Raw genomic sequence first — 26,362 nt, 5'->3', positions numbered from 1 at the left:
AAAGCCCGATGGGCAACGGCAATGCAATGCGGGTGCTGCTGGTGGGCGCCACCGGGCTGGTCGGGCAGGGCGTGCTGCAGGCGTGCCTGCAGTCCGTGGATGTCGGTCACGTCGCCGCACTGGTGCGCCGGGCGGGCAGCGTGCCGGACACCGTCGACGAGATCGTGCTGGCGGACTTCCAGCGAGCCGCCACCCTGGGTGATGCGCTTGCTGGATTCGACGCCTGTTTCTACTGTGCGGGTGCACCACCAGTGGGCACGGCCGAGCCCCAGTACCGCCAGGTGACGCTGCAGGTGACCCGCACCGTCGCCGAAGCGTGGGCGGCAGCCAATCCCGATGGATGCTTCTTGTATGTGTCGGGAGCACATGCCAACCCGGACAGCCGGATCATGCCGCTGCGGGTGAAGGGCGAGACCGAGCAGGCGCTTGCCGACCTGCCGGTGCGCACGGTGATGCTGCGTCCGGCCGGCGTGCGGCCGGTATCCGGCACCGGTACGCGACACCCGCTGCTCAAGCCGTTCTATCTGCTGGCCCGCCCACTGATGGCGGTGGCCGAGGGGCTGCTGCCGGCGCTGACCACCAGCAACCGCGGCATCGGTCAGGCGATGATCGCGCTGGCCCGGATGCCGTCACCGCCGGCGGTCGTGGAATGCGCGCAGATCAACGCGCTGGCGCGCGCTCCCTCAGCACGCTGATGATCGATTCGGCCAGGTCGCTGCGGGTGAACGGCTTCGACAGCAGCGGTGCCGAACGCCCCTTGCTGCCGGCGGCATCGTGGTCGCGCGGATAGCCCGAGGTAAACAGCACGGCGATCTCCGGCCAGCGTTCGCGCACTTCACGGCCCAGCGCCCAGCCTGACATCCCCGGCATCACCACGTCGGAGAACAGCAGGTCGATCTTCGCATCCGGACGCTCCAGCAGGCGCAGCGCGGACGGGCCATCGTGCGCTTCCAGCACGCGGTAACCCAGCTGGCGCAGCGCCTCGACGGTATAGGCGCGCACATCGTCATTGTCTTCGGCAACCAGGATGGTCTCTTCGCGCGGCTCGTAACCGGCCAGGCCGGTGGCCGGCGCGGCGGTCTCGCAGGGCAGGTCCAGCGACGAGCGCGGGAACATCATGGTGATGCTGGTGCCGCCGCCTTCCACCGAGTCGATGAGGACGTGGCCACCGGACTGCTTGACGAAGCCGTGCACCATCGACAGGCCCAGGCCGGTGCCGCGGCCTACCTGCTTGGTGGTGAAGAAGGGCTCGAACACCTTGGCCATCGTATCGGCGGACATGCCATGGCCGTTGTCGCGCACGCGCAGCATCACGTATTCGCCCGGCGTCGCATCCGGGAACAGCGCGGCATAGTCATGGTCGAGGTGGCTGTTGTCGACCTCCACCACCAGGCGCCCGCCACCGGACATCGCGTCGCGCGCATTCACCGCCAGGTTCAACACCGAAGCCTCGAGCTGGCCGACGTCGAGTTCGACACACCAGATGCCTTCACCGGTGCGGATGTCCAGCTGCACCAGTTCACCCAGTGCCCGCTGCAGCATGTCCTGCATGCCCAGCAGCGTGTCGTTGAGGTTGACCGCCTGGCTGCGCAGCGGCTGCTTGCGCGCAAATGCCAGCAGGCGCTGGGTCAGGCTGGCCGCGCGGCCGACGCCTTTGAGGGCGTTGTCCAGTGCACGCGCACTCATGTTGCCGGGCTGGCCGTCACGCTGGTTCAGCAGCATCGCGTGCTCGACGTTGCCCGCAATCACGGTCAGGATGTTGTTGAAGTCATGGGCGATGCCGCCGGTGAGCTGGCCCACGGCCTCGATCTTCTGTGCCTGCCGTAGCGCGTGCTCGGCCTGGATGCGGGCGGTGGTTTCCACGGCCTCGGAGACCACGGCGGTCACCGTGCCCTCGGCACCCTGCAGCGGGCGGAACGTGAAATCAAAGCTGCGGCGTCCGGTGGGCAGTTCCAGGTCCATTGCCTGCACCGCGCTGCGGCCGCGCGCGGCATCGGCCACGGCCTGGTCGACCACGCCGGCGAGCTCGGGCGTCGCGGCAAACCACGGGGATTCCCAGAAGGGCAGGCCGATGACATCGTCCTTTTCTGCAAGAACGGCAGCGAGGGAGGCGACATTGGCATCGACGATGCGGCCACTGCTGTCCAGCAGTACCTGGTGCTGGAAACTGGATTCAAAGATCGCCTGCAGGCGCCGCTTGCTGGCCTGCAGTTCGGCGGTACGCGCCTGCACCTGCCGTTCCAGCGATTCATTGTCCTCGCGCAGCGCCAGCTCGGCGCGCTTCAGCGAGGACACATCGCTGCCCAGGCAGGTATAGCCGGTGACCCTGCCATCGGCGGCGCGCTCGGGCACGCAGTCCATCTGCAGGAAGCGTGAATCGCCACTGCGGTGCACCAGGGTGACCTGGAAGCTGGCGCGTTCGCCGGCCAGTACCCGCTGCAGGCTGGGCAGGGCGTTGGCAAAGGCCTCCGCGCCGCCAACGTCGGCGGCGGTGCGCCCGAGGATGCTCTGCAGGTCGGTGCCGTGCCAATCGAGGAACGCCTTGTTGGCGAAACGGTAGCGGTGTCCGGTGTCGAGGTGGGCGATCAGCGCCGGTACGGCATCGGTGATCTGCTGCAGCTGCGCCTGGCTTTCGTCCAGCGCGGCACGAGCCTGGGTCAGCTGGTTGCGTTCGCTGGCTTCCTGGCGCGCGCGACGGATCGCGTCGGGCAGGCGCTGCAGGCGCTGCTTGACCACATAGTCACGCGCGCCACGGGTCAGGGCCTGCACCGCCAGCTCTTCGGTCAGGGTGCCGGAGACGAAGATGAAGGGAATGTGCGGCGCGCGCTCGCGCGCCAGGTCGAGCGCGGCATCGCCGTCGAAACCCGGCAGGACGTGGTCGGCGAGGATGACGTCGAAACGATCACTCTCGATCGCGTCGATGAAGGCGTCGCGGGTCCACAGGCGCTCGGTCTCGAACTCCAGCCCCGCACGCTGCAGTTGCGCCGTGATCAGTTCCGCATCAAGCGCACTGTCTTCCAGCATGAGGATGCGCAGGTGCGAAGGTCGGCGTGCAGCATCACGCATCGGGCGTGCCAGTCCCGATGGAGGGGTGGGGCGGGGGCTGGTTGGTGATGCCCCAGAACATGCCCAGCCCCTGGATGGCATCGAAGAATTCCTTGAAATCCACCGGCTTGACCACGAAGGCGTTCACGCCGAGCTGGTAGCTGCGCACCAGGTCCTGCTCTTCACGCGAGGAGGTCAACATGACGATGGGGGTGCTGCCCAGCGTTGCGTCGCCGCGCACCTGCTCCAGCACTTCCAGGCCATTGATCTTGGGCAGCTTCAGGTCGAGCAGGACCACCACCGGGCCGCCATGGCGTGTGCCGACGTAGGCACCCTCGCAGCGCAGGTAGTCCAGTGCTTCGGCACCGTCGCGCACATGGACGACGTCGTTCAGCAGCTGGCAGCGCGCCAGCGCGGCCATCGTCAGCTCGGCATCCTTGGGGCTGTCTTCAACCAGAAGGATGGGCCGCAGATCCCTCATGGGTGTTCTCCGTCTTGATGGGGCAGGGTGAAATGAAGGGTGGCGCCCTCGCCGAGTGCACCCTCGGCCCAGGTACGGCCACCATGGCGGCCAACGATGCGGCGCACATTGGCCAGGCCGATGCCGGTGCCTTCGAATTCCTCGACGTGGTGCAGGCGCTGGAACACGCCGAACAGCTTGTCGACGTAGCGCATGTCGAAGCCGCAGCCATTGTCGCGGACGAAGAAAATATCTTCTTCTGCAGTGCGCTCGCAGCCGATCTCAATGCGGGCCTGTTCGCGTTCGCGGGTGAACTTGACGGCGTTGGACAGCAGGTTCTGCCAGACCAGGCGCATCATCGTGGGGTCGGCCTCGATGACCGGCAGCGGGCCGACGTTCCACTCGACCTCGCGCCCGGCATAGTCGAAGGCCAGGGTGCGGCGCACGTCCGCAACCAACGCGCCCATGTCCACGCGCATGCGGCCCAGGGTGGAGCGCCCCATCTGCGAGAAACTCAGCAGATCGTCGACCAGCGTGCCGGCCGACTTCGCCGATTCGACGATTGTGTCCAGGAAACGTCGCTCGGTGTCATTCAGGCGCTCGGCGGCGGAGCTTCCGAGCAGTTCGGAATAGCCGACGATGTGCCGGAATGGCGCGCGCAGGTCGTGGCTGACCGAATACGAGAAGGCTTCCAGCTCCTTGTTGCTGCGCAGGAGCTGCTCGTTGAGCTCTGCCATTTCCTCGGCCTTGCGCAGCACGATGTCGACGATGGCCGTGCGCATCTCGTGCGCGGCATCGCGGTCGGCATCGGTCCAGGCCAGGCTGCGCTGCTGCACGGTTTCCTTCCAGGCTTCGAACGAATGGCGAGGGGAAAGCACGTTGCCGGGTGCCACCGTCTTGCGCGGGTCGCCGCCCCAGCGCACGGTGCGCACCACTTCGGGGCGGAACCACATCAGGAAACTGTCGTGCAGCTGGGAAATGGAGACGGCCAGCACGCCGCTGGCCACTTCGGACAGGGCGGCGCCGCGCTCCCATTCGCTGGCCAGGTGGTCGGTGGCATAGACCTCGTCCCCCGCGTGTTCCTCGGCCAGCCAGCGGGCGATATCGAGTACGTCGCCGCGGACCGGGCATTGCCCGACCCGCAGGCAGTCGCCCTTGTGCACGATGGCAGCGCCCTGTGCGTTGGTCAGTGCCATCAGGCTGGCAGGGTCCTGGCGCAGCGCGGCCATGAACTCCTCGTCGCCGGCCATCCGCCCCAGCAGCTTGACCAGCAGCGAGCGCCGCTGGACGCGTTCCTCGATGGCGTGGGCGCGCTGCTTCAGGGCAATCTGCAGCGACACGATCTGGCCCATGAATTCACAGGCGGTGCGTACCGGATAGGGCAGGCGGCGGGCATCCTCGCTGTGGCACGACACCAGGCCCCAGAGCTGGCCCTCGTGCATCAACGACACCGACATCGACGAGCCGGTGCCCATGTTGCGCATGTACTGCAGGTGCACCGGCGAGACGCTGCGCAGCACGGCCAGGCTGAGGTCGGTTGGGGCTGCCCCGGCACGCGCGGCGGCACGCACCAGCGGCACTGCGGTGTAACCGGCATCGGCGATCAGGCGCACGCGGTTGCGGCGATAGAGCTCGCGCGCCTGGGCCGGAATGTCCGATTCGGGAAACCTCAGGTCCAGGTAGGACGGCAGCCGCCCATTGCCGTCCTCGGCGATGACCGTGCCGTTCCAGCCGCTGTCGAACTGATACACGAGGGTACGGTCGAACCCGGTCATCGCGCGCATGTGCTCGGCGGCAATCTGGCACAGGGCCGCGACGGTAGGGGCGGTCTCGATCGCCACCATCAGCTCGCGGATGGCCGGGTACAGTTCCTCTAGCGAGGTGGGCTGTCCGGCAACCGGCGATTCCAGCTCCAGCAGCAGGCCTTGCGCCGAGCGATGCAGCAGCACCTGGTGGCGGCCATGGCCCGGCAGTTCAACAGTGCCCAGGTGGGCCGTGCTGTCCACTTCGGCGTCACGCAGGCGATTGACCCAAGGCGCCAGCACGCCGCCGAGAATCGCGTCCACCGCCTGTCCCAACGGGTCGCCGAACTGCTGCAGCAAGGCCGGCTCGCTTACCGCCCGCTCCAGCACCCGCAGCGAACCGGGTTCCACCACCAGCAGCAGGCCGTAAGGCTGGATCGCGCCGGGCGTGTGGATCGGCTCGCGTGCGCACTGGTCCAGCGAGGGGTCCTGCACGGTATCAGCAGAGGGCATCAGCAGTTGTGCTCGCAGTACGGGGACAGGGGGCCGGCGTCGGGATGCAGCCCGCAGCATCAGCCACGACCCGATGAAAAGCCCTCCCTATATGGTGAAGGAAAAACAGTGATTCGCCTACCACTTCTGTCGTGTGAAGGGCACGTTCACAACAGACTGAACGCTTCATTCCGGCACACTCATCCGTAGAATGGCCGCGCCCATCAAAACTTCGCAACAGCCACATGCCGACTGCACGCGTGCTGCACGCTGCGTTGCCTACAGTGAAGTCCTGTTCCTGCCAACGATGATGCCGCGTGGACCTGCAGCCTTCCGTTCGTCTTTCATTCCCGCGCCGCGCTCTGCCGGACAGCGGCCATTTCGAGCTCCTGGATATAAACGCGCTGCAGGACCCGTGCAGTGGTCGCATCGTCCACCTGTATGCGGTGGTGGCACGCTGCATGGCCTGTGAGACGGTGTTCAAGGCAGAGGAGGGCGCCGGCCTGGTCAGCACCTCGTCGGCCCGCGTGGTGCGCTGCCCCTCGGGCTGTGGCCAGCAGTCGTTTACTGGCGCAGCGCTGCGGCAATGGCATGCGGCCCCGGTAGACGCCGCCTGAGCCCCACTCACAGCACTGAAGGGTTGAGCTGCCAGACCGCATGGTTGAGTGCGGTGGCGAAGCTGACCCAGGCCAGGTAAGGCAGAAGCAACCACGCCGCCAGGGCCCTGCGACGGGCGAAAGCCAGCATCGTGGCCACGATCAGCGCCAGCAGCAGCAGGATGTCGGCGAAGGCCGCGCCACCAAGCTTCCATGCGAAGAACAGCCAGCTCCACAGCACGTTGACGACCAGTTGCGCGACGTACAGGCCGAGCGCGGCCCGATTGCTGCGCCAACCGCCCTGGCGCCAGACCAGCCACGCGCTGAGGGCCATCAGTACGTATAAGAAAGTCCAGACCGGTCCAAACACAGTGGCCGGCGGCGCCCAGCTGGGCTGGACCAGCTGCCCGTAAAACTGCGCGGCGGTGATCGAGGCCCGCGCGCCCAATGCCGCCGCAGCGAGCGTCAGTGCCAGCCAGCCCACCAGACCAAACATCTGTCTTCTGTGATTCATCACTGATCCTTTCAAACGTTTGCAATTGCACCAGGTGTACGCAGACGGGTGGGTATTGGATGCAGGAGTGCCACGTCTCAGTCCGCGGTACCGGGCGCGCCGTCGGCAGGCAGCAGGGCCGGGCGGCTGTCGAACCATTCGCGCGCGCCTGCCAGATGCCACTGGCGCTGCTTGCCTTTCATCTCGATGCCGGCACCGAGCAGTCCCCAGCGCAGGTAGAGATCGCCGCGCTTGTTCTGCTCGAGCAGATCCAGCCGCGCGCGCAGGGACAGCCGCTCGTTCTCGGCTTCCAGGCCGTCGAGCACCAGATGGCCTGCCTGCCAGCGCAGGCGGGTGGTTGCGTTCACCTGCCCCGCATCGAGCAGGGACAGCGCCCAGCGCGGGTAGTCGCCACGCTCGGCGAACACCGCCAGCAGGGGCGCGGCATCGCTCATGGTCAGCGCCGCGCTGGCATCGACCCGGAACGGTGCCTGCGCATCAATGCGGCCCTGCTTGAACTGCACGCGTCCCTGCCAGGGCGTCTTTCGCTGCTGCTGGCCGACCTGCACGTCGCGCAGCTGCACCGATGTGCCCGACAGGTCGAAGTAGCGCTGCTTGAAGTCGGCGCGGCGCAAAGTGGCGTCGACCTTTGCATTGCCAAGCAGGTCGAGACCGGCCACCTGCAGGCGCGCGCCGTTGCCGAGCAGGGTGGCGGTGCCATGGCCGACCCGGCCATCGGTATCCAGTTCCACATCGCCGGTGAGCATGCCGGTGCCTCCCAGCAGCTTCGCCTGCCCCTTGCCCAGATAACGGTTGTAGGCGGTCAGGTCAGGAATGGTGGCGTTGCTGAAGCGCAGGCGCGCGCGCATGTCCTTGCGGAACTCACGCAGGCGGCCATCACCGCTGAGCAGCAGCGACAGGTCGCGTCCGTCGAACAAGGTGTCTCCTTTCTCGCCGCCTGCGCGTGCGTTGAAGCGCGGCACCCGCACATCCAGCGTGGCGCGGGTCGGCGTGCCAGCCGCCAGCTCGCCGTGTGCGCTGGCCGTACCGGTCATGCGCACGCCCGCCACTTCGGCCGTTGCCGCTGCTTCGGGGATGTCCACCGTACTGCCTGCCGCAAGCTCACCCGCTTTCAGCTGCAGATCGGCCCGTACGGTGCCACCGCCGTCAAGCTGCATCCAGGGCTTGCGCAGGAACAGAGCGGGAATCCAGTTGAGCGAGGTGAAGGTCCATTCGCCCTGTACCCGGCCGGAGGTGCGCTCGATCAGCTGGCCGGGTTCGCGGAAGGGAATCTTCCGCCCCGTGATGTGCAGGTCGGCATCCAGCGAGGCGCCCGTACCCTCGCGCGCCGGCAGCCGCGCCTGCAGGCGGATGTCCTGTGCGGCGTGCATCTGCACGGCCAGCGTGCCGCGATCGGGGGCGCCGACGCCGGCCTGCAAGGGCACCCGCCACACCGCGCGACTGCCCGGCTGCAGGGTGCCGCGGTCGAGCGTGATGTCCGCCTGCAGCTGGCCGGTGCTGGGTGAGCTGGACACCGCCAGCGTCCGCGCATCCGTGTCCACCCGGATGCCGTGACTGCGCGCATCCACCTTCAGCGCGCCGCGGAGGATGTCGAACTTGGCGAGACCGGGCGCCTGGTCACGGTAATGCCAGGGGTAGCCGAACGTTGCCTCGACCTTCATCGCGTCCAGCAGCTGCACGCCGTCATAGCTGGCGATGGCATCGCTGAAGGCCACCTGCGAGTCGTACAGTTCCGAGGGGCCGCCACGCAGCTGCTTGCGGAAACCGACGGTGCCCCGGCCCTGGCCGATGATCAGCAGCTTGCCGAATCGGGCGTGCTGGATGGAATCGCTGCGGATGGCATCGAAGCGCAGCGTCCAGCCCTGGCTCCCGCGAGGGGGCGGCGGCACGACATCGTCGACACGGGTGACTTCGGCCGACACGCCGCTGGCCTGCAGGTGCGGTACGCGCACTTCGCGGCGGAACAACGGCCACAACGCCAGGCGGGCGCTGGCGCGGTCGGCGTGCAGCACATACACCGTGTGGTTCACATGGCCGCGCATGTGCACGTTCCAGGCGATGACATGCCCCGGCAGCAGGGTGATGGCCGGGCCGGTGCGCATCACGAACTTCTGCGGCTTGCGGTTGGTGGCCAAGTCGAAAAGCGGCGTATTGAGGAAAATATTGCCCGCCAGCAGATACAGCGCGTAAACGCCGGCAACGCTCCAGGCCAGCAGCCGCCAGCGGCGCGGCCAGTGGGTGAAACGTGCGGGAAATGCGGGCATTCGGGGCTCATCAACGGGTGGGGCGTGGGTCACTATCCCGAACATCACTGCGTGATGATGTGAATGCCTTGCGACATCGCCTGCCTATAATCGTGGGCTACGTAGAGGAGCCCATGGCATGACTGCACAGGCTGGCAAGGACAGCATCACCGCTTACGACGCCCCGGACAAGGCGGCCTTCGACCCCACTTACACCTCCAGCGTGCACGAAGCGCGACGGGCGACGCGCGACGGCGGCGTGACCGTCTCCGGGACCGGGGTGAAGTCAAGTGGCGAGCGCAAGCTGGCTGGCACGAAGTTCGCGGGACAGTTCGTCGACGCCAGCGCCGCCGTCACTGAAACGGTCGTCGATGGGCGCAACGAATTCCAACTGGAGGTGACCAATGCCACCCGCAGCCAGCTGAAGGCCGGCATCGTCGAAGGTGCGGTGACCGCCGGTGGCCGTGGCCGCTACAAGGTGGCCCTGCCGCAGAACGACACCACCGATCCGCGCGACGTCAGCCCACTGGACCCGACCACGATCCCGCGCGGTGGCAGTGTCATCCTCGATGGCCAGCAATTCACTGGCACGCAGATGGAAGCGGGTTTCCGCAACATGGCCGTCGAGAGCCGGCTGACCGAGGCGCAGGGTGCCAGTTATCGCGTCGATCGCCTCAGCGATGGCCGGGTGCGCGTCAGCACGGGCCCGAACGAGGCCGTAGAGGCCTTCGATGGCGTGGGTTTCTCGGCAGGTAAGTTCAGCGCCGTTGCCGGCCGCCAGGATGGACTGGGGCAGTCGTCGGTGCGCAGTGCGACCTTCGATCTGGAGCAGGCCGATGGCCGCTCGGCCTACGCGCAGTTTGTCGAGACCGGACGGATGCAGGCCGGCACGCCGGGCGTGCAGGACCTGGCCACCATCGAGCGGATCGGCATGAATTCGCAGACTCGTCTCAAGCTGGACTACAACGACAAGCTCGGCGTTGATCTGGCCGGCCAGCACAATGCTGGCGACATCGTCCGCGTGCGCCGCGAGGATGGCAGCTATACCGAGCGGATGAACGTGGAATACAGCGGCAACCTGCCGATGAGCCGCATCAGCGCCTACGGTGCCGACGGCAAGGAAGACCTCGCGCAGCGCCGCTACGAATTCACCTTCGACCTGAGGGACAACCCCAACGGCGAGCAGATCACCAGCCTGGCCAACAGCGCGCTGGCCGGGCGGGCCGGCAACGATGTGCGCGGGCCGTTGAAAGCCGGCGAAGTGAACACCCTGGTGCTGGACGAGGGCCAGATGCGGGGGCTGATGCAGCGCACGCAGGCGATGGTCCAGGACAATCCGAGGATGGGCCCGGCCTGGCATCTGCTGGCCGAGGACGGGCAGGGAAGGCCGCAGCAGGATGTCGATGCCTTTGCCGTGGCGCTTGCGCGCAACCAAGGCCATTCGGCCTATGGAATGGCAGAGCGCCTGTTCCACGTCGCCGCCGCCGGCGGCCAGGACCTGCAGAAGATCGACGCCACGGTGCGTGGAGAGCACCTGCAGGGCCAGCCGCCGCCGTCGCCGCTGCTGCCGCAACAGGACCCGCGCCATGCCGGCAGCCCGGACCACGCGATGTGGTGCCAGAGCCAGGGCGCGGTCGGCAGGCTGGACCGGGCCATGGGCCGCACCCCCGATGAGATGAGCGAGCGCCTGGGCATGGCCCTGCTGGTAGCGGCGCGGCAGAAGGGCATGGAGCGCATCGATGAAGCCGTGCTAAGCGACGATGGCCGCTACGCGTTCGCGGTGCAGGGTGAAGTGCATGCTGCTGACCGGCAGATCGCCCGCGCCGACACCGCGCAGGCCGTCGCCACGCCGGTAAGCGAGCAGGTGCGCGAGCTGCCTTCGCCTGCGCAGCGCAGCATCGGGCACGCCCAGTCCGTGCAGCAGGAACAGCAGGTGCAGGAGCAGCAGAACCGGGCGATGGCACGCTGAGGCCGTGCGCGGGCAGGGTCTGACGAAATTTCACATGACGGAAACATCTTCACGGTGCTTAATACGCTTCCTGACGAGTAAGGGGCTTGTCTGACAAAGATGGTCCCCGGCGTTCCCACCTACCTGGACCGTACCCATGCCGGCTTTGCAGCAGCGCACCATCGATCTCATCCGCGGGCATCATTCGACCCTGATCGCGCAGTGGCGTGACACCCTCAACGCCGCCGGCCAGAACGATGACAGCCGCATCGGTGCGCGCGACCTGGACATCCAGGTCAATGAATTCTGGCAGCTGCTGTTGCCCGCGCTGTCGGCTGCCGATGCCGGCAACCTGAACGGCGCCGAGTGGCAGGCCATCCGTCATTTCCTCGAAGACCTCTCGCGCGACCGCGCGATCAAGGGCTTTTCGTCCTCGGAAACGGCTACCTTCATCTTCTCGCTGAAACGGCCGCTGTTCCAGTTGCTGCAGCAGCACCACAGTGGCGATCCGCAGGCGCTGGCCGAACAGCTGTGGTCGATCTCCGAGCTGCTGGACGTACTCGGCCTGCACACGGTCAAGGCCTTCCAGCGCACCCGCGAGGATGTCATCCAGCGCCAGCAGGAAGAGATGCTGGAGCTCTCCACGCCCGTGGTGAAGCTGTGGGAGGGCGTGCTGGCGCTGCCGATGATCGGCACGCTGGACTCGCAGCGCACCCAGGTGGTGATGGAATCGCTCCTGCAGCGGATCGTCGACACCGGCTCGGAGATCGCCATCATCGACATCACCGGCGTGCCCACCGTGGACACGCTGGTCGCCCAGCACCTGCTGAAGACCGTCACCGCCATCCGCCTGATGGGTGCGGACGCCATCATCAGCGGCGTGCGTCCGCAGATCGCGCAGACCATCGTGCATCTGGGCCTGGACCTGCAGGGCATCGTCACCAAGGCCAACCTGGCCGACGCGCTGGCGCTGGCCCTCAAGCGGAACGGCCTGACCGTCAGCCAGGCCAACCGCTGATGGACCGCATCCCGATCCTGCAGATGGGCGACCTGCTGCTGGTCACCATCCAGGTGGACATGCACGACCAGCTGGCGCTGAACCTGCAGGACGACCTGAGTGAGCGCATCCGTCGCACCTCCGCGCGTGGCGTGCTGATCGACATCTCCTCGCTGGACATCGTCGATTCCTTCATCGGCCGCATGATCGCCACCATTTCCGCGCTGTCGCGGGTGATGGACGCGACCACCGTGGTGGTGGGCATGCAGCCGGCCGTGGCCATCACCTTGGTCGAACTCGGGCTGGACCTGAGCGGCGTGCGCACGGCGTTGAACGTGGAGCGCGGAATGAAGCTGCTGCGCCAGAGTGATGAGCTGCCATGACCGCACGCCAGGGGACGTTACCCGTGCGGATCGAACAGGACGTCGTGCTGGCCCGCCAGGCCGTGCGCCAAGCGGCGGTGGCCTGCGGCCTGCGGCTGGTCGACCAGACCAAGCTGGTGACCGCCGCCAGTGAGCTGGCTCGCAATACCGTCATCTACGGCGGTGGTGGTCAGATGGACTGGGAGCTGCTGGACGGAGGGCTGCGCCGCGGCGTGCGCCTGGTGTTCTCCGACCAGGGGCCCGGCATCGCCAACATCGAGCAGGCGCTGACCGACGGCTGGTCGTCGGGCAAGGGCATGGGCCTGGGCCTGTCCGGCTCACGGCGGCTGGTGGATGTCTTCGAGCTGGACACTGCACCCGGCCAGGGCACGCGCATAACCATCACCAAATGGACGTGAGTTTCTCCGGACACGTCACCCGCGCCGTGGCCGTGGAGGAACCGACCCAGGTCGGGCAGGTGCGCCGCGAGGCGCTCGCCCTGGCGGCACGGATCGGTTTCGATGAAATGGACGGCGGCCGGGTCGCGCTTGCAGCGAGCGAGCTGGCCAGCAACCTGCTGCGCCATGGCGGCGGCGGCAAAGTCTACCTTTCTGTAGTCCAGGGGCGCGATGCACGCGGTGTGGAGCTGTATACCGTGGACGCCGGTGCTGGCTTCGTGCTGTCGCAGGCATTGGTCGAAGGCTATTCCACCGGCGGCAGCCAGGGCCTGGGACTGGGCGCGGTGAAGCGCCAGGCGACGCTGCTCGACAGCTGGTCCGATGCGCGCGGCACAATCGTCGTGGCCCGCATCTATCCCGAACGTGCCGGGCCACGCGTTGATCTCGCTTACGGCGCGCTGCGCCTTGCGATGCGCGGCGAAGAGGCCTGCGGTGATGCCTGGCATCTGTCGGTGCGCGAAGGGCAGGCGACGCTGACCGTCATCGACGGGCTGGGCCACGGTCTGCCTGCCACCGATGCCGCGCAGGAGGGCACGCGCAGGGCTGCGGAAGCGGGCGCGGAAGCGCCGAACCGGTTGATTGAAGCCCTGCACCAGGCGATGTCCGGCACCCGCGGCGGCGCCGTTGCCGTGGCGACCCTGCCGCTGGCGGGGGGCGAGCTGCAGTTCTCCGGCATCGGCAACATCAATGCCGGCGTTGCCGATGCCACGAGCTATCGCGGCCTGGCCTCGATGCCGGGCATCGTCGGCGTGCAATACCGCAAGGCACAGGCATTCAACGTTCACGCCGCGCACGGCGCGCTGCTGATCATGCACAGCGATGGCCTGCAGGGGCGCTGGCGTTTGCAGGACTATCCCGGCCTGATCCATCGGCACCCGGCGTTGGTGGTGGCGGTGCTGCAACGGGATTTCGACCGTAGCCGCGACGATGCCAGCATCGTTGCCCTGCGCATGGGAGCGTGGTGATGGTGCAGGAACAGATGCAGGAGGAGAACGCCCGCCTGGCGGCCGAGAACGCCGCCCTGCGCGCGGAGCTGGAAGAGACCAATCAGGGCGTGCTGGCGTTGTATGCCGAGCTGGACCAGCAGGCCGCGCAGCTGCGCGAGGTTTCAGACCTGAAGAGCCGGTTCCTGTCCTACATGAGCCACGAGTTCCGCACGCCGCTGGGCTCGATCCTGAGCATGACGCGCCTGCTGGAAGATGGGCTCGATGGGCCGCTCAACGACGAGCAGCTGCGCCAGGTGCGCTTCGTCAGCGCCTCGGCATCGGAGCTGCGCGAGATGGTGGACGACCTGCTGGACCTGGCCAAGATCGAGGCCGGGCGCATCACGATCTCGCCGGGCTGGTTCGATCTGATGGATCTGTTTGCTGCCCTGCGCGGCATGTTCAGGCCACTGGTGGAGAGCAACCAGCGCATCGAGCTGGTGTTCGAGGATCCGCCGCCGCTGCCGATGCTCTTCACCGACGACAAGAAGGTGGCGCAGATCCTGCGCAACTACATTTCCAATGCCATCAAGTTCACCCCGGAAGGGCAGGTGGTGGTCTCGGCGATGATGGACAGCGACGCGGAGGTTCGCTTCACCGTGCGCGATACCGGCATCGGCATCGCCCCGGAGCTGCTGCCCGCGCTGTTCGAGGATTTCGTGCAGGTGGACTCGCCGCTGCAGAAGCGCCTGCGCGGCACCGGCCTTGGCCTGTCGCTGTGCAAGCGGTTTGCGGAATTGCTGGGTGGCCGGGTGGCGGTGGAAAGCCTGCCCGGCAGCGGCTCGGCATTCCATGTAGTCTTGCCGGTAGCACTGAACGAGGCGACGGAGAACGCCCATGCCGCACTCTGATCGCGTATTGGTGGTCGATGACAACGCAGCCACGCGCTACTCCGTGCGGCGCGTGCTGGAACGTCATGGTTACAGTGTGAGCGAGGCGGCCACCGGCCAAGAGGGGCTGGACCGGCTCGCCGACGCGGAGTTCGGCGCGATGGTGCTGGACGTCAATCTGCCGGACATGAGTGGCTTCGATGTGGTGCGCCAGCTGCGCACCCGGCCACGCACCCGGCTGCTGCCGGTGGTGCACGTGTCTGCGGCGTCCATCGCCACGGGCGACATGATCACCGGCCTGGACAACGGTGCCGATGGCTACCTGATCCATCCTGTGGATCCCGACGTGCTCCTGGCCACGCTTCGCAGCTTGTTGCGCGCGCGACGCGCCGAGGAAGCGTTGCGTGACGCGGACGCGCGGTTCCAGGAGATCTTCAGCCAGATCAATGCGCCCATCGCGGTGCTGGATGAGCAGTTGCAGATCCGCGAAAGCAATCCTGCGTTCGCGCGCCTGCTCAGCGAAGCCGATGCCAATGGCTCGCTGTTTGCCCTGCTGGGCAGCAACAAGGAATTCGTGCTGGACCTGCAGGACGCACTTGCGCGGCAGGAGCGCTGGCAGGGCGTGCTGTCCATCGCAGGCCGGCAGGGCGTGCGCAACACGCAATGGCGGCTGACGCCTGATCGCCGCACCGGTCATGGGCTGGTGGTGGTGGAGGACGTGACCGAGCACCATGTACGCGCCCGCGAACAGCGCGCCGAACTGGAAACCGCCAACACCGAACTCGCGCACCAGATCGCCGAGCGCAGCCGCACCGAGGCCGAGCTGCTGCAGGCGCAGAAGATGGATTCGCTGGGCCAGTTGACCGGCGGCATCGCGCATGACTTCAACAACCTGCTGACCACCATCATCTCCGGCCTGGACATGATCGAGCTGGCCGTGGCGTCGTCGCGGCTCGAGAAGGTGCCGCAGTACAGCAGCATCGCCGCTGCATCGGCGCAGCGCGCGGCCGCCCTGACCCAGCGCATGCTGGCGTTCGCCCGCAAGCAGCCGCTGGATTCGCGCCCCTTCGACCTGGTGGCGCGTACGCGCTCGCTGGAAGACCTGCTGCGCCGCTCGATCGGCGAGAACATCGAACTGGAGTTCGAACTGGGCGAGGAATCGCTGGTTGCCGTTGCCGACGTCAACCAGTTCGAGAACGTCGTGCTGAACCTGGTCATCAATGCGCGCGATGCCCTGGGCGGCCGTGGCTTGATCCGCCTGCGCGCCGAGGCCTGCGAAGTCCAGCGCGAGAACGAACTGACCTCGGGCCGCTATGTCAGCCTGAAGGTGATCGACAACGGGCCCGGCATTCCACCGGAGCTGGTGACAAAAGTCTTCGAACCGTTCTTCACCACCAAGCCGCAGGGCGAGGGCACGGGCCTGGGCCTGTCGATGACCTATGGTTTCGCCCGGCAGTCGGGCGGCTTGGCGCGCATTGCCAGCGAACCCGGCGAAGGGACTGAGGTCGAGCTGCTGTTGCCCGCTGGTGAAATTACACATGCGGAAACGAGTGCCGAACAGATCGCGCCGCCCCGCGGCCAGTCCGAGCGCATCCTGCTGGTGGATGACACCGATTCGGTGCGGATGATGGTCGGTGAAATGCTGTCCGAAGCGGGCTACCAGGTGACGTTGGCGGCGGATGCGCGCCAGGCCCTGCGCCACCTGCGGCAGGACCCGGCCTTCGACCTGCTGCTGTCCGACGTCGGCCTGCCCGGCATGGACGGCCGCGAACTGGCCGATGCCGCACGGGAGATCAATCCCGTGATGCCGGTGCTGTTCATCACCGGCTACACCGAGCGCGCCGCGGTGCGGGACTCCTTCCTCGGCACCGGCATGAGCCTGTTGCCCAAGCCGTTCAGCCTGCTCGAGCTGATGGCCGCGGTGCGCGCCGCACTGTAGGGCGGCAGAGTTAAGGTGCTTCCGGACAACCCGGCAGGGTGATCGGCTACCATCGCCTCTTCAGGGAGGCGGCATGGATGTCATCACACCAGGGTTTCTGATCGTCGTGGTCATCGCCGTGATCGTTGTGGGCGCCGTATTTGGCGGCCGTCGCTTGCGCGCCAAGCCGCCATCGCGGATCTACCGATGCCGGAGCTGTGGATCGGCCGCGCACCACAATGCGCGGACGCTGGAGGCATGGCGCCGCGGGAAAACCGCCTTTTTCTGCCAATCCTGCCACCGGCAGTGGCTGCGGTCGCAGCCGCCGGGACAGCGGGACAGGGAGTCCTCGGCGACGGGAGGCGGATCAGGGTGCCTGGGGGGCATCGCGCTGGTTGCGGCGTTGCCGCTGGGGTTGCTTTGGGCCTGGCTGCAGGCCTGACCGCACGGACAGGCCTGCGCGCCCAGTCAGCCCGCAGGAAGTCAGCCCGGCAGCTCGCACTGCATCTTGCCGTCCACGTAGTACGGCTTGGGCACGTTCGGGTTCTCGCTGGTCTTTTCGAAGACCACCTCGAATGAGTCCGCCTTCGGCGTTCCTTTGCGCTCGGTGCAGGCGTCGCTGAGCTTCTTCTTGACCGCGGTGATGCCGGCATCGCGGTTGGCGCCGTCGGCGCTGTTGGTCAGGTTCACCGTTTCAGCCAAAGCGAGCGGGCTGACGGCCAGCATGCCGGCGGTGACGATCAGGGTGTGCAGACGGGTCATGCATTCTCCTCGTGCGTTCCATTGCGGATGCGCCGCAGGCGTGCGGCGCGCAGACAGGATAGGGAAGGTCGGTCAAGGCACCGTGCTCGGCCTGTCGTTGCGTCAGGCTGCGACCGATCGTCGCTTCAATGTTAGTGGGAACCATTCGCATCTGCTATCATTCAACGCGCCCTTAACCAGCGCCGCTGCCGCCGCCCCCAGGCGCGCCCCCAAGAAGCAGGTCCCCCATGTCCAACGCCCGTTCCCTTCCCCGCGAGCCGATGCGCTCGCTGCTGTCCGTGTCCGTTGCCACGCTGCTGGCATTGCCGCTGGCCGCGCAGGCCCAGCCGGCAATGCCCGATGGCGCCACGCCCACCGATCTGGACGCGGTGCACGTCAACGCCTACCGCACCATCACCCACACGTCCGGCGCGACCAAGACCGATACCCCCGTGGCCGAGATGGCCAAGTCGGTGTCGGTCATCGCGCGTGAGGAACTGGACGCGCGCGGCGTGCAGAACCTCAATGAGGCGATGCGCTACGTGGCGGGTGTGTCGCTGGAAAGCACCGGCATTGACAACCGTGTTGACGACTTCCGCATCCGCGGCTTCGATGCCGGCAGCTGGAGCAACAACGTCACCGTCGATGGCATGCGCGCGCCGCAGGGCGGGCAGTGGAACCGCACCATGGTCGACAGCTGGAACCTGGACCGCGTGGAAGTGCTCAAGGGCCCTTCGGCGGTGATGTATGGCCAGGTGGCCCCGGGCGGCATGGTCAACCAGGTCAGCAAGACGCCCACCCCGTACCAGCAGCAGGTGCTGCAGCTGGGCGTGGATGGCAACGGCCAGTACAGCACCGCCTTCGATGTCGGCGCGGGCAGCGATGACAAGCGTCACCTGGGTCGCCTGGTCGGCCTGTACCGTGACGGCGACACCCAGATCAAGCACACCGACCAGGAGCACTGGTTCCTGGCGCCGAGCTACACCTTCCAGATGGCCAAGCGCACGCGCCTGACCCTGCTGGGCCTGTACCAGCGCGACGATGGCGGCTCAACCTACCAGTTCCTGCCGATGGCCGGCACCCTGGTCGCGACGCCCTATAGGTACATGAAGAACAGCACCTTCATCGGCGAGCCGACCTGGAACACCTACGACCGCACGATCTGGTCGGGCGGCTGGCTGTTCGAGCACGCCTTCAACGAGCACTGGACGCTGAGCCAGAGCGCGCGCCGGTTGAACGTGGAGTCGACCTTCCGCAGCGTGGTGACCAATGGCGCGTTGAATGCCGATGGCCGCACGCAGAAGCGCCGCGCTACCTGGGGCGAGGGTGATTCGCGCGGCGATACCGCTGATACGCGCCTGACCGGCAAGTTCAGTACCGGCGCTGCCGAGCACACCCTGCTGCTGGGCGTGGACTGGCAGAAGGCCGACTGGACCGCCGCGCGCGGCGCGATGGGCACGGCTACCGATACGCCTACCGCCATCGACATCTTCAACCCGGTGTACAGCGGCTACATCCCGGCCACCACCTCTGTCGGCTATTCCGGCGGCATCAACCGCCAGACCGGTGCCTACCTGCAGGACCAGATCGCGCTGGACAAGTGGCGCTTCACCGTCGGTGGTCGCTACGACTGGACCAAGGATGACACCTGGACCCAGTCCTACACCGTGGCCACCGATCGCTATGGCGCACGCACGCCCAGCCACATCAAGAACGATGCCTTCAGTGGCAACGCCGGCATCCTGTATGTGGCCGACAACGGCCTGACCCCGTACCTGAGCTATGCCGAATCGTTCCAGCCGGCCGGCAGCACGGCCACGCAGTCCTACGAGCGCACGCCGTTCGACCCGATCACCGGCAAGCAGTGGGAAGTGGGCCTGAAGTACCAGCCGGCCAGCTTTGATGGCCTGATCACCGTATCGGCGTACGACCTGCGCCAGCAGAACGTGCTGACCGACGACCCGGTCAGCAGCCACAACACCTGCGGCACCACCGGCACCAGCCAGTGCCAGGTGCAGGATGGCGAGGGCCGCGTGCGCGGTGTCGAACTGGAAGGCCGCGTCACCCCGTTGCAGGGTTTCAGCGTGATCGGCGCTGCAGCATGGATGGAATCGGAAGTGACCCGCAGCAACAACGGCTACGCTGGCAAGGAACTGGCGATGGTGCCGGACTGGACCGCATCGCTGTGGGGTGACTACAGCTTCCAGGGCGGTGCACTGGAAGGCCTGAGCCTGGCGGCCGGCATGCGCTACAACGGCACGACCTACGGTGACAGTGCCAACCTGTACCGCATTCCGTCCTACACCCTGTGGGACGCGGCCATCCGCTACGAGATCGGCGTGTACGGTGCGGTGGGCACGCAGCTGTCGTTGAACCTGAGCAACCTGGCCGACAAGCGTTTCGTGTCAACCTGCACTGGCGTGTCCTCGTGCTACTACGGCACCGGCCGCACGGTCACGGCGACGGCGCGCTTTACTTGGTAATGCAGGCCGGGTAATGCACGGCTGCCGCCGCACCCGGACTGGGCGGCGGCGACGTCGATCACGCCGCTGCGTCGGCGGCGTAGGCGGCCAGCACGGCCGGCAGATCGTGCATGGATTCGAAAATCACGTGCGCACCGGCCGCACGCAGGGCTTCGGGCGTGCTGTGATACTGGCCGCCCGGGCTGTAGCCGAACACCTTGGCACCCGCGGCCACGCCTGCGGTGGCGCCGGTCACGGTGTCTTCGATGACCGCGCAGCGGGCCGGGTCCACGCCCAGTGCGGCGGCGGCTGCCAGGTACACATCCGGGTGCGGCTTGGTCCGCGGCTGGTCCTGGCCGCTGAAGATCTGTCCGGCGAAGGCATCGAGGATGCCGATCTTGCCCAGCTGCAGGCGCACTTTCAGCAGGTCGGCGCCCGAGGCGCAGGCAATCCTGCCGCCGGTCGCGACCTGGATCGCGCGCACTGCTGCCGGGGCGCCGGGAATCTCAGTGAGATCACGTTCCAGCGCGACATTGCGCTGGCGGCGGAATTCATCCAGCCATTCATCGGTGAACGGCTTGCCGGTACGCTCCTCAATCAGGCCGGCCAGGCCGGCGACGGACTTGCCGAGGAAGATTTCACCGGCCTGCTGCTGGGTCAGCGGCCAGCCGCGCTCGCTCAGCATTTCCGACAGCACGCGGGCCACCAGCGGCTCGGAATCGACGAGGACGCCGTCGCAGTCGAACAGCACGGCATCGAAGGGGAAGGGGGACATCAGGAACTCCTTGCAACAACCAACGGGCGAAGCTGTGCGCTATTTTCCCACAGGCCGGGGGCGGGCACCCCGCGCCTCGATGAACGCCGCGATCCGGCTTGCTGGTAGAGTCGAGCTTGCTCGACTGCACGCAATGCCGCGGCAAAGGCAGTCTAGCAAGCTCGACTTTACGGCTATCGGCGCGCCCCTGAATGGCCCTGCACCGGGCGTGCATCCGCCCGCGCGGATACTGGCAGCCCTCGAATCGTGTATCAGGCCAGCCGGAGCCCCCCCCTTGCCGCGTCGGAAAACACTGCGCATCGCCACCTTCAACGTCAACGGAATCGGTCCGCGGCTGCCGCATCTGCTGGCATGGCTGGACCGGGAAGCGCCGGATATCGTCGCCCTGCAGGAGCTGAAGGCCACGGATGCCGCGTTTCCGGTAGCGGAGCTGGAGCGGGCGGGCTATGGCGCGATCTGGTGCGGCGAAGCGCGCTGGAACGGTGTCGCAGTGCTTGCGCGCAATGCAATGCCGATAGAAAGCCGTCGCCGGCTGCCGGGTGATCCCAAGGACAGCCAGAGCCGTTATCTGGAAGCGGCCGTGCATGGGATCGTGGTGGGCGCACTGTACCTGCCCAACGGCAACCCCCAGCCCGGCCCGAAGTTCGATTACAAGCTGCGCTGGATGCAGCGACTGTTGGGCCATGCCCGCTCGCTGGTCGATCTTCCACACCCGTCGGTGCTGATGGGCGACTTCAATGTGATCCCCAGTGACCTGGATGTGTATGACCCCAAGGCGTGGAAGCGTGACGCGCTGTTCCAGCCCGAGGTCCGCGACGCGTTTGAGCGACTGCTGGCGCAGGGCTGGACCGATGCGCTGCGGAAAGTGCACGGCGAGCAGTTCATATACACGTTCTGGGACTACTTCCGCCAGCACGCCGAGCGCGACCGCGGGCTCCGCATCGATCATCTGCTGATCAATCCGGTGCTTGCGCCTCGGCTGAAGGATGCAGGGGTCGATCGCTGGGTGCGCCTGCAGGACAAGGCCAGTGATCACGCGCCGACATGGATTTCGGTCAGCATCTGAATGCTTCAGCGTAACGTTGGGCAGCTGCCGTGATGATACCTATCCACGGCAATCATCCCGCGGATACATCGGCAAGACAGCAACGTGACCAGGGAAGGCCTACGTTCCAGATCTGTCCCCTGCGACGTCTGTGAAATGCTCGCTCCTGTCCTGCCTCCCCCGTTGTCCAACCTTGCCAGGCAGCGCCTGTTGCAGGTGCCTGATCTCCCGCTTCCGGGCCAGGGCCGCACCCTTGAACGCTGGCGTGCACTCGCAGCGCTGGGTCATGAAGACCTGTGCCTAGCCAAGGTGCTTGAAGCCCATCACGATGCGATCGCGATCCTGCACGAATTGCGCGTGCCCTTGCCTTCAGAACAACTTCTGGCGGTATGGGCGGCCGAGGGCCCGGCCTGCACGCTGCGGGCGGAGCACGACGGCCGGCTGCGCGGCGACAAGCCGTGGTGCTCGGGAAGCAATCTGGTGGACACCGCGCTGGTGACCGTGCGCGGTGAGGCGGGTGTACAGCTCTACAAGGTGGACGCATCGCAGTGGCACTGCATGGAGGGCGAACCGTGGCCCGCCGCTGGCATGGCCGGTGTGCCGTCCACCACGGTGCGCTTTGATGGTGCGCAGGCCGAAGCGGTGGGTCCGATCAATGGCTACCTGGAACGACCGGGCTTCTGGCACGGTGGCGCTGGGATCGCGGCGGTATGGTTCGGCGCGGCGACAGCGCTGGCCGAGCGCATGCAGCACGGCTGCAGCGAGGGCCTGCGCGCACGGTTGCTGGGCAAGGTCGATCTGGCACTGGCACCGGCAGCGGCACTGCTGCGTGAACTGGCCATGGCCATCGACGCGGCACCGCAGCTGACACACCGGGTGCAGGTGGTACGCGTGCGCAGCGTCGTCGAGCGCGCCGCCACGCAGGTGCTCGATCTGGCCGGCCGCGCGCTTGGCCCCGCACCGATGTGCATGGAAGATGCCCACGCCCGGCGCTGGGCGGACCTGACGGTGTTCATGCGCCAGAGCCACGCCGACAAGGATTGGCAATGGCTCGGCGAGCAGTGCGCCCGACAGGTGATGCCATGGTCGCTGTAGCCACCATCCACGGCCAGGGCTCTGACGAGCGTGCCTGGGAACACTGCGACTGGCTCTGGCAACAACCTGAAACCGCGCTCGCGGAACTGTGTGCAGGCGTACGCCGGCTCGTTGTGGTCGCACCGCACCCGGATGACGAGGTGCTGGCGTGTGGCGGGCTGCTGTGTGCGGCCGCAGGGATCGGCCTGGAGGTGCAGGTCATTGCGGTGACTGACGGCGAGGCCTGCTACCCGGGCGAGCGCTGGTGGACGCCGCAGCGCCTGCGCCAGGCACGCCGTGAAGAGCTGCGCGACGCCCTGGGTGCGCTGTCCATTGATGCCGGTGCCATTGTCCATCTTGGCATTGCCGACGGCGGCGTCACCGACCACGAAGCCGGCCTCGAAGACTGGCTGTGGCAGACCCTGCGCGAAGATGACCTGGTGCTGGCGCCCTGGCGTTTCGATGGTCACCCCGATCATGAAGCGGCTGGCCGCGCCGCCTGGCGGGCCGCCCGGGCCGCCGGCTGCAGGCGGCTGGAGTACCCCGTCTGGGGCTGGCACTGGCTGGACCCCGCTTGCGCCCACATGGCGTGGGAGCAGCCGAAGCTGCTCGACATTTCAGCCGTCGCCGCGCACAAGCGCGAAGCGATCGCGCAGTTCCGCACCCAGACCGGCGATATCTCCCGGCTGCACGCCGAGCCCATCCTGCCGGCCCATGTACTTACCCGCTTCTATAGAAATCACGAGGTTTATTTCGCATGAGCGCCCAGCCCTACTTCGATGATCTTCACGCCAACGACGATCCGTTCGGCTACCGCACCCGCTGGTACGAAGAGCGCAAGCGCGACCTGCTGATGGCCAGCCTGACCCAGCCAAGCTTCCAGCGCGGCTGGGAGCTGGGCTGTTCCAACGGGGTGCTCACCGAGCGTCTGGCTGGCCGCTGCGAGCGACTGCTGGCCACCGACATCAGTCCGCGCGCGGCTTTCCAGGCCCGCCGCGGGTTGGCCCATCTGCCGCATGTGCAGGTGCATTGCGCGCAGCACCCGCAGCAGTGGCCGGCCGGTCGCTTCGATCTGATCGTGTGTGGCGAGATGGGCTATTACCTGGGCCCGGAAGCGCTGGTCGAACTGCGCGATGGGCTGCACGCCGCGATGAAGGACGACGGCCTGCTGGTTGCCTGCCACTGGCTGCCGTCGTTCCCGGGTCGGGCCAGCCGCAGCGCGCTGGTGCATGAGCGGCTCGGGCAGGGCCTGCAGGAGGCGTTCTGCTACCGCGACAGCGATTTCATCCTGCAGGGCTGGACGCGCAGGCCGCTCTCGCTGGCCAGCAACGAGGGCCTGAGATGATCGGCGTGCTGGTGCCGGCGCATGACGAGGCCGAGCACCTGGCGGCGTGCCTGCGCTCGCTGGCCATCGCTGCAGCGCATCCGGGGCTGGCAGGCGAACCGGTGCAGATCATCGTCGCGCTGGATGCGTGCAGGGATGGTAGCGCCGAGGTCTGTGCGCGGATGGCGACGGAGACGCTCAGCCTGCAGGCGCGGTGTGTGGGCGCTGCGCGCGCGGCCGCGGCGGCCGTGCTGGTCGAGCGCGGCGCCTCATGGCTGGCCAGTACCGATGCAGACAGCGTCGTCCCGCCCGATTGGCTGGTGGCCCAGCGTGCCGCAGGCAGCGACGTGTTCTGTGGCGTCGTCGATCTCGGCCCTCTGGCGCCGCAGCAGGCGTGGCTGCGCAGCTGCTTCCAGCGCAGTGAGCACTGGGGTGAGGGGCATGGTCGCGTGCATGGGGCCAACCTCGGGGTCTCGGTCACTGCCTACCGGCGCGCGGGGGGCTTTGCAGCCAAGCGGTGCTCCGAGGATGTGGACCTGGTGTGTCGATTGGAATCGACGGGTGCGTCGATCCGTTGGGCCAGCGCGCCCGTGGTGACCACCAGCGGCCGGTTGTCAGGCCGCGCCGTCGGTGGCTTTGCCGACTACCTCGCCAGCCTGGCCGCTGCTGAGGCTTCGCCGTCACCTCAGCTTTCCCTTGCGAACTGACAGAAACCCGCAATTCCGCTGCGGGCGATAAGTCACCTCATTCCATCGGGTAGGGCAGGGCAGGGCAACAGCCGTCTGCCTCACCAGCGCATGCTGGGTTGCGCCGCAGGGGATGCCCTGCGGCAGGCGAGCAGCAGGTTACAGGGTCACAGCGCCACCAGAGATGGTAAGCAGCGCGCCAGACGTATAGCTGGCACTGTCCGCTGCCAGCATTACATAGGCAGACGCAAGCTCGGCGGGCTGGCCAGGGCGGCCGAACGGGGTCTGGCTGCCGAAGCTCTCAACCTCGTCTGCGGCCATCCCAGCAGGAATGAACGGCGTCCAGATCGGGCCTGGGAGGACCGCGTTGACCCGGATGCCTTTTTCGGCCAGCAGGCCCGCCAGGCCGATGGTGAGATTGGCGACCGCACCCTTGGTGGTGGAGTACGGCAGGATGTTCGGCGTCGGCTTCTTCGAGTTCACCGACGCGGTGTTGATGACCGAGCCGCCGTCCTTCAGGTGCGGAACGCTGAGGCGGGTCAGGTTGAACAGCGCATGGACATTGGTATCGAACGTCTTGCGCCAGTCGTCCATCGTGATCTCGTCAAACGATTCGTAGTAGCGCTGGTAGGCGGCGTTGTTGACAAGGATGTCCAAGCCGCCCAGCTCATTCACGACGCGCTGGATCAACTGCTCGGCCTGCGCCTCGTCACTGATATCGCAGGGGATCAGCACCGCCTTCTGGCCAGCCTCCTGGATGAGCTTGCCGATGGCGGCAGCATCGTCCTTCTCGCTTTCCAGGAAGGCAATCGCTACATCCGCACCTTCGCGTGCATAGGCGATGGCCACGGCTGCACCGATGCCGCTGTCGCCACCGGTGATGAGTGCCTTTTTGCCCTCAAGCTGGCGGTGTCCCTGGTAGCTCTGTTCGCCGTGATCCGGCTTCGGGTCGAGCTTGCTGGTCTTGCCAGGGAAAGACTGCTGCTGCGCCTTGAATGGCGGCTTCGGGTAGTTGGGGACTGGCATGCGTGCATCCTCTGTGGGGGAGGGGGGGTGCCAGTGTGGGCACACCGCGGTAAACGCCGTGGCCCGGCAATGTCGGCACGGCGTGCAGGGCGCGGCCTACAGCGGGTGCGCGATGGTGGTCATGATGCTGTTTGCCGCCTGGCGCGAATCCAGGCGCGTGTGCTGCACCACCACGGGCACGTCGGACTCGATGACGCAGGAGAAGCCAACGCCCAGCGGCACCGGTGCCGGTTCCTGAAGATCATTGAAGCGTTTGTGGCAGGTGCGCTGGGCAGGAACGGTGAAGATGTAGGGGCCCTGCGGCTCGCGATCCTCGAAGTACAGCATCAGGCTGATCCGGGCATCGGTGCTGCCGGCATTGAGGATGCAGCACGTCTCGTGGCTCTCCAGCTCAGGCTCACGGCCGTTGCTCCAGCCGGGGATATAGCCCTCGGCAATGGCCCAGCGCGTGCGCCCGAGGGCACCGGAATGGTCCTGCGTCATGGTCCTTCTCCGTACGGGGGGTATCAGAGTGGTCGAGGCGCCCGCGTCGGGGGCGTGCATGGCAGGTGTCGACGACATCAACGTGAAGCGTTCAGTGGCGTGCGCCGCTACGCGTTGGCGGTTCTGCGGCGCTTGCCTATCATGCATCGCTGGTGCCA

25 protein-coding genes are annotated in these 26,362 nt (G+C 67.0%); 16 read left to right on the top strand and 9 right to left on the bottom strand.

The annotated features are described in order from the left end of the window. Positions 1-8 precede the first annotated feature (8 nt). The gene (locus NQ204_RS02255) at positions 9-695 is read left to right on the top strand and encodes an NAD(P)H-binding protein (protein ID WP_256642957.1); all 687 of its coding nucleotides are present in this window, start codon (positions 9-11) and stop codon (positions 693-695) included. On the opposite strand, the gene NQ204_RS02250 is transcribed toward NQ204_RS02255, so the two are convergent. Genes NQ204_RS02250 through NQ204_RS02240 form a run of 3 tightly spaced genes read right to left on the bottom strand, consistent with a single transcriptional unit; the run spans position 661 to position 5,760 of the window. Beyond that, positions 661-3,066, bottom strand: a complete 2,406-nt coding sequence (locus tag NQ204_RS02250; RefSeq protein WP_256642956.1) for a response regulator — start codon at positions 3,064-3,066, stop codon at positions 661-663. The genes NQ204_RS02255 and NQ204_RS02250 overlap by 35 nt on opposite strands. Next, entirely contained in the window at positions 3,059-3,526 is a 468-nt protein-coding gene (locus tag NQ204_RS02245) for a response regulator (protein ID WP_256642955.1), read from the bottom strand. Before NQ204_RS02245 ends, NQ204_RS02250 begins: the two co-directional genes overlap by 8 nt. Then, positions 3,523-5,760: an ATP-binding protein gene (locus NQ204_RS02240; protein ID WP_256642954.1), complete on the bottom strand. Its 2,238-nt coding sequence runs from the start codon at positions 5,758-5,760 to the stop codon at positions 3,523-3,525. The genes NQ204_RS02245 and NQ204_RS02240 overlap by 4 nt, the downstream gene beginning before the upstream one ends. Before the next feature lie 296 nt (positions 5,761-6,056). Between NQ204_RS02240 and NQ204_RS02235 the strand changes: the two genes are divergently transcribed. Further along, positions 6,057-6,356 (top strand): hypothetical protein, encoded by a 300-nt coding sequence (locus NQ204_RS02235; RefSeq protein WP_488192333.1) that lies wholly within the window; start codon positions 6,057-6,059, stop codon positions 6,354-6,356. A 7-nt stretch (positions 6,357-6,363) separates the two neighbouring features. Here the strand turns inward: NQ204_RS02235 and NQ204_RS02230 are convergent, their stop codons facing one another. Both NQ204_RS02230 and NQ204_RS02225 read right to left on the bottom strand, forming a co-directional pair. Then, on the bottom strand, positions 6,364-6,849 hold the full coding sequence (locus NQ204_RS02230; RefSeq protein ID WP_116862366.1) for a TspO/MBR family protein: 486 nt from the start codon (positions 6,847-6,849) through the stop codon (positions 6,364-6,366). 77 nt (positions 6,850-6,926) lie between these two features. Beyond that, positions 6,927-9,113: a translocation/assembly module TamB domain-containing protein gene (locus tag NQ204_RS02225; protein WP_116862365.1), complete on the bottom strand. Its 2,187-nt coding sequence runs from the start codon at positions 9,111-9,113 to the stop codon at positions 6,927-6,929. Between the two features lie 118 nt (positions 9,114-9,231). Between NQ204_RS02225 and NQ204_RS02220 the strand changes: the two genes are divergently transcribed. The 8 genes from NQ204_RS02220 (at position 9,232) to NQ204_RS02185 (ending at position 17,030) form a co-directional block, all read left to right on the top strand. Then, positions 9,232-11,061 carry an XVIPCD domain-containing protein gene (locus NQ204_RS02220; protein WP_256642953.1) on the top strand — a complete coding sequence of 610 codons (1,830 nt, stop codon included), beginning with the start codon at positions 9,232-9,234 and terminating at the stop codon, positions 11,059-11,061. A 136-nt stretch (positions 11,062-11,197) separates the two neighbouring features. Next, a complete protein-coding gene (locus NQ204_RS02215; RefSeq protein WP_116862363.1) occupies positions 11,198-12,058 on the top strand; it encodes an STAS domain-containing protein in 861 nt (286 codons plus the stop codon). After that, positions 12,058-12,420 carry an STAS domain-containing protein gene (locus NQ204_RS02210; RefSeq protein WP_116862362.1) on the top strand — a complete coding sequence of 121 codons (363 nt, stop codon included), beginning with the start codon at positions 12,058-12,060 and terminating at the stop codon, positions 12,418-12,420. The genes NQ204_RS02215 and NQ204_RS02210 overlap by 1 nt, the downstream gene beginning before the upstream one ends. Next, positions 12,417-12,818 carry an anti-sigma regulatory factor gene (locus NQ204_RS02205; protein ID WP_116862361.1) on the top strand — a complete coding sequence of 134 codons (402 nt, stop codon included), beginning with the start codon at positions 12,417-12,419 and terminating at the stop codon, positions 12,816-12,818. Before NQ204_RS02210 ends, NQ204_RS02205 begins: the two co-directional genes overlap by 4 nt. Continuing rightward, entirely contained in the window at positions 12,809-13,822 is a 1,014-nt protein-coding gene (locus NQ204_RS02200; protein WP_116862360.1) for an ATP-binding protein, read from the top strand. The genes NQ204_RS02205 and NQ204_RS02200 overlap by 10 nt, the downstream gene beginning before the upstream one ends. After that, the gene (locus NQ204_RS02195; RefSeq protein WP_116862359.1) at positions 13,822-14,691 is read left to right on the top strand and encodes a sensor histidine kinase; all 870 of its coding nucleotides are present in this window, start codon (positions 13,822-13,824) and stop codon (positions 14,689-14,691) included. The genes NQ204_RS02200 and NQ204_RS02195 overlap by 1 nt, the downstream gene beginning before the upstream one ends. Further along, a complete protein-coding gene (locus NQ204_RS02190) occupies positions 14,678-16,609 on the top strand; it encodes a response regulator (protein ID WP_116862358.1) in 1,932 nt (643 codons plus the stop codon). Before NQ204_RS02195 ends, NQ204_RS02190 begins: the two co-directional genes overlap by 14 nt. Before the next feature lie 73 nt (positions 16,610-16,682). Then, positions 16,683-17,030 carry a hypothetical protein gene (locus NQ204_RS02185; protein ID WP_256642952.1) on the top strand — a complete coding sequence of 116 codons (348 nt, stop codon included), beginning with the start codon at positions 16,683-16,685 and terminating at the stop codon, positions 17,028-17,030. A 41-nt stretch (positions 17,031-17,071) separates the two neighbouring features. On the opposite strand, the gene NQ204_RS02180 is transcribed toward NQ204_RS02185, so the two are convergent. Beyond that, the gene (locus NQ204_RS02180; RefSeq protein WP_256642951.1) at positions 17,072-17,350 is read right to left on the bottom strand and encodes a hypothetical protein; all 279 of its coding nucleotides are present in this window, start codon (positions 17,348-17,350) and stop codon (positions 17,072-17,074) included. A gap of 227 nt (positions 17,351-17,577) precedes the next feature. Here NQ204_RS02180 and NQ204_RS02175 point away from each other — a divergent pair, with 227 nt between their 5' ends. Beyond that, positions 17,578-19,812 (top strand): TonB-dependent siderophore receptor, encoded by a 2,235-nt coding sequence (locus NQ204_RS02175; RefSeq protein ID WP_256642950.1) that lies wholly within the window; start codon positions 17,578-17,580, stop codon positions 19,810-19,812. A 58-nt stretch (positions 19,813-19,870) separates the two neighbouring features. On the opposite strand, the gene NQ204_RS02170 is transcribed toward NQ204_RS02175, so the two are convergent. After that, the gene (locus tag NQ204_RS02170; protein ID WP_256642949.1) at positions 19,871-20,566 is read right to left on the bottom strand and encodes an HAD family hydrolase; all 696 of its coding nucleotides are present in this window, start codon (positions 20,564-20,566) and stop codon (positions 19,871-19,873) included. A gap of 274 nt (positions 20,567-20,840) precedes the next feature. On the opposite strand from NQ204_RS02170, the gene xth reads away from it, so the two are divergent. From xth to NQ204_RS02145, 5 genes are all read left to right on the top strand, one after another. Beyond that, entirely contained in the window at positions 20,841-21,632 is a 792-nt protein-coding gene (xth, locus tag NQ204_RS02165) for an exodeoxyribonuclease III (RefSeq protein ID WP_256643000.1), read from the top strand. A gap of 135 nt (positions 21,633-21,767) precedes the next feature. After that, the gene (locus NQ204_RS02160; RefSeq protein WP_116862354.1) at positions 21,768-22,706 is read left to right on the top strand and encodes an acyl-CoA/acyl-ACP dehydrogenase; all 939 of its coding nucleotides are present in this window, start codon (positions 21,768-21,770) and stop codon (positions 22,704-22,706) included. Then, positions 22,694-23,446, top strand: a complete 753-nt coding sequence (locus tag NQ204_RS02155) for a PIG-L deacetylase family protein (protein ID WP_256642947.1) — start codon at positions 22,694-22,696, stop codon at positions 23,444-23,446. The genes NQ204_RS02160 and NQ204_RS02155 overlap by 13 nt, the downstream gene beginning before the upstream one ends. Beyond that, the gene (locus NQ204_RS02150) at positions 23,443-24,030 is read left to right on the top strand and encodes a class I SAM-dependent DNA methyltransferase (protein WP_116862352.1); all 588 of its coding nucleotides are present in this window, start codon (positions 23,443-23,445) and stop codon (positions 24,028-24,030) included. The genes NQ204_RS02155 and NQ204_RS02150 overlap by 4 nt, the downstream gene beginning before the upstream one ends. Then, positions 24,027-24,716 carry a glycosyltransferase family 2 protein gene (locus NQ204_RS02145; protein ID WP_256642946.1) on the top strand — a complete coding sequence of 230 codons (690 nt, stop codon included), beginning with the start codon at positions 24,027-24,029 and terminating at the stop codon, positions 24,714-24,716. The genes NQ204_RS02150 and NQ204_RS02145 overlap by 4 nt, the downstream gene beginning before the upstream one ends. Positions 24,717-24,854: 138 nt before the next feature. On the opposite strand, the gene NQ204_RS02140 is transcribed toward NQ204_RS02145, so the two are convergent. Next, entirely contained in the window at positions 24,855-25,721 is an 867-nt protein-coding gene (locus NQ204_RS02140; RefSeq protein WP_116862350.1) for an SDR family oxidoreductase, read from the bottom strand. 96 nt (positions 25,722-25,817) lie between these two features. Continuing rightward, positions 25,818-26,204 (bottom strand): sensory rhodopsin transducer, encoded by a 387-nt coding sequence (locus NQ204_RS02135; protein WP_116862349.1) that lies wholly within the window; start codon positions 26,202-26,204, stop codon positions 25,818-25,820. Positions 26,205-26,362: the final 158 nt, after the last annotated feature.

The sequence above is a fragment of the Stenotrophomonas testudinis genome, from assembly GCF_024499815.1.
Classification (GTDB): domain Bacteria; phylum Pseudomonadota; class Gammaproteobacteria; order Xanthomonadales; family Xanthomonadaceae; genus Stenotrophomonas.
The sequence above is the reverse complement of the archived record's forward strand: the minus strand, read 5'-3'. Positions and strand labels throughout refer to the sequence as shown.

Coding starts and splice junctions, on each gene's coding strand:
- NQ204_RS02255 (WP_256642957.1), top strand. CDS start 9: ATGGGCAACGGCAATGCAATGCGGGTGCTGCTGGTGGGCGCCACCGGG.
- NQ204_RS02250 (WP_256642956.1), bottom strand. CDS start 3,066: ATGCGTGATGCTGCACGCCGACCTTCGCACCTGCGCATCCTCATGCTG.
- NQ204_RS02245 (WP_256642955.1), bottom strand. CDS start 3,526: ATGAGGGATCTGCGGCCCATCCTTCTGGTTGAAGACAGCCCCAAGGAT.
- NQ204_RS02240 (WP_256642954.1), bottom strand. CDS start 5,760: ATGCCCTCTGCTGATACCGTGCAGGACCCCTCGCTGGACCAGTGCGCA.
- NQ204_RS02230 (WP_116862366.1), bottom strand. CDS start 6,849: ATGAATCACAGAAGACAGATGTTTGGTCTGGTGGGCTGGCTGGCACTG.
- NQ204_RS02225 (WP_116862365.1), bottom strand. CDS start 9,113: ATGCCCGCATTTCCCGCACGTTTCACCCACTGGCCGCGCCGCTGGCGG.
- NQ204_RS02220 (WP_256642953.1), top strand. CDS start 9,232: ATGACTGCACAGGCTGGCAAGGACAGCATCACCGCTTACGACGCCCCG.
- NQ204_RS02215 (WP_116862363.1), top strand. CDS start 11,198: ATGCCGGCTTTGCAGCAGCGCACCATCGATCTCATCCGCGGGCATCAT.
- NQ204_RS02210 (WP_116862362.1), top strand. CDS start 12,058: ATGGACCGCATCCCGATCCTGCAGATGGGCGACCTGCTGCTGGTCACC.
- NQ204_RS02205 (WP_116862361.1), top strand. CDS start 12,417: ATGACCGCACGCCAGGGGACGTTACCCGTGCGGATCGAACAGGACGTC.
- NQ204_RS02200 (WP_116862360.1), top strand. CDS start 12,809: ATGGACGTGAGTTTCTCCGGACACGTCACCCGCGCCGTGGCCGTGGAG.
- NQ204_RS02195 (WP_116862359.1), top strand. CDS start 13,822: ATGGTGCAGGAACAGATGCAGGAGGAGAACGCCCGCCTGGCGGCCGAG.
- NQ204_RS02190 (WP_116862358.1), top strand. CDS start 14,678: ATGCCGCACTCTGATCGCGTATTGGTGGTCGATGACAACGCAGCCACG.
- NQ204_RS02185 (WP_256642952.1), top strand. CDS start 16,683: ATGGATGTCATCACACCAGGGTTTCTGATCGTCGTGGTCATCGCCGTG.
- NQ204_RS02180 (WP_256642951.1), bottom strand. CDS start 17,350: ATGACCCGTCTGCACACCCTGATCGTCACCGCCGGCATGCTGGCCGTC.
- NQ204_RS02175 (WP_256642950.1), top strand. CDS start 17,578: ATGTCCAACGCCCGTTCCCTTCCCCGCGAGCCGATGCGCTCGCTGCTG.
- NQ204_RS02170 (WP_256642949.1), bottom strand. CDS start 20,566: ATGTCCCCCTTCCCCTTCGATGCCGTGCTGTTCGACTGCGACGGCGTC.
- NQ204_RS02160 (WP_116862354.1), top strand. CDS start 21,768: ATGCTCGCTCCTGTCCTGCCTCCCCCGTTGTCCAACCTTGCCAGGCAG.
- NQ204_RS02155 (WP_256642947.1), top strand. CDS start 22,694: ATGGTCGCTGTAGCCACCATCCACGGCCAGGGCTCTGACGAGCGTGCC.
- NQ204_RS02150 (WP_116862352.1), top strand. CDS start 23,443: ATGAGCGCCCAGCCCTACTTCGATGATCTTCACGCCAACGACGATCCG.
- NQ204_RS02145 (WP_256642946.1), top strand. CDS start 24,027: ATGATCGGCGTGCTGGTGCCGGCGCATGACGAGGCCGAGCACCTGGCG.
- NQ204_RS02140 (WP_116862350.1), bottom strand. CDS start 25,721: ATGCCAGTCCCCAACTACCCGAAGCCGCCATTCAAGGCGCAGCAGCAG.
- NQ204_RS02135 (WP_116862349.1), bottom strand. CDS start 26,204: ATGACGCAGGACCATTCCGGTGCCCTCGGGCGCACGCGCTGGGCCATT.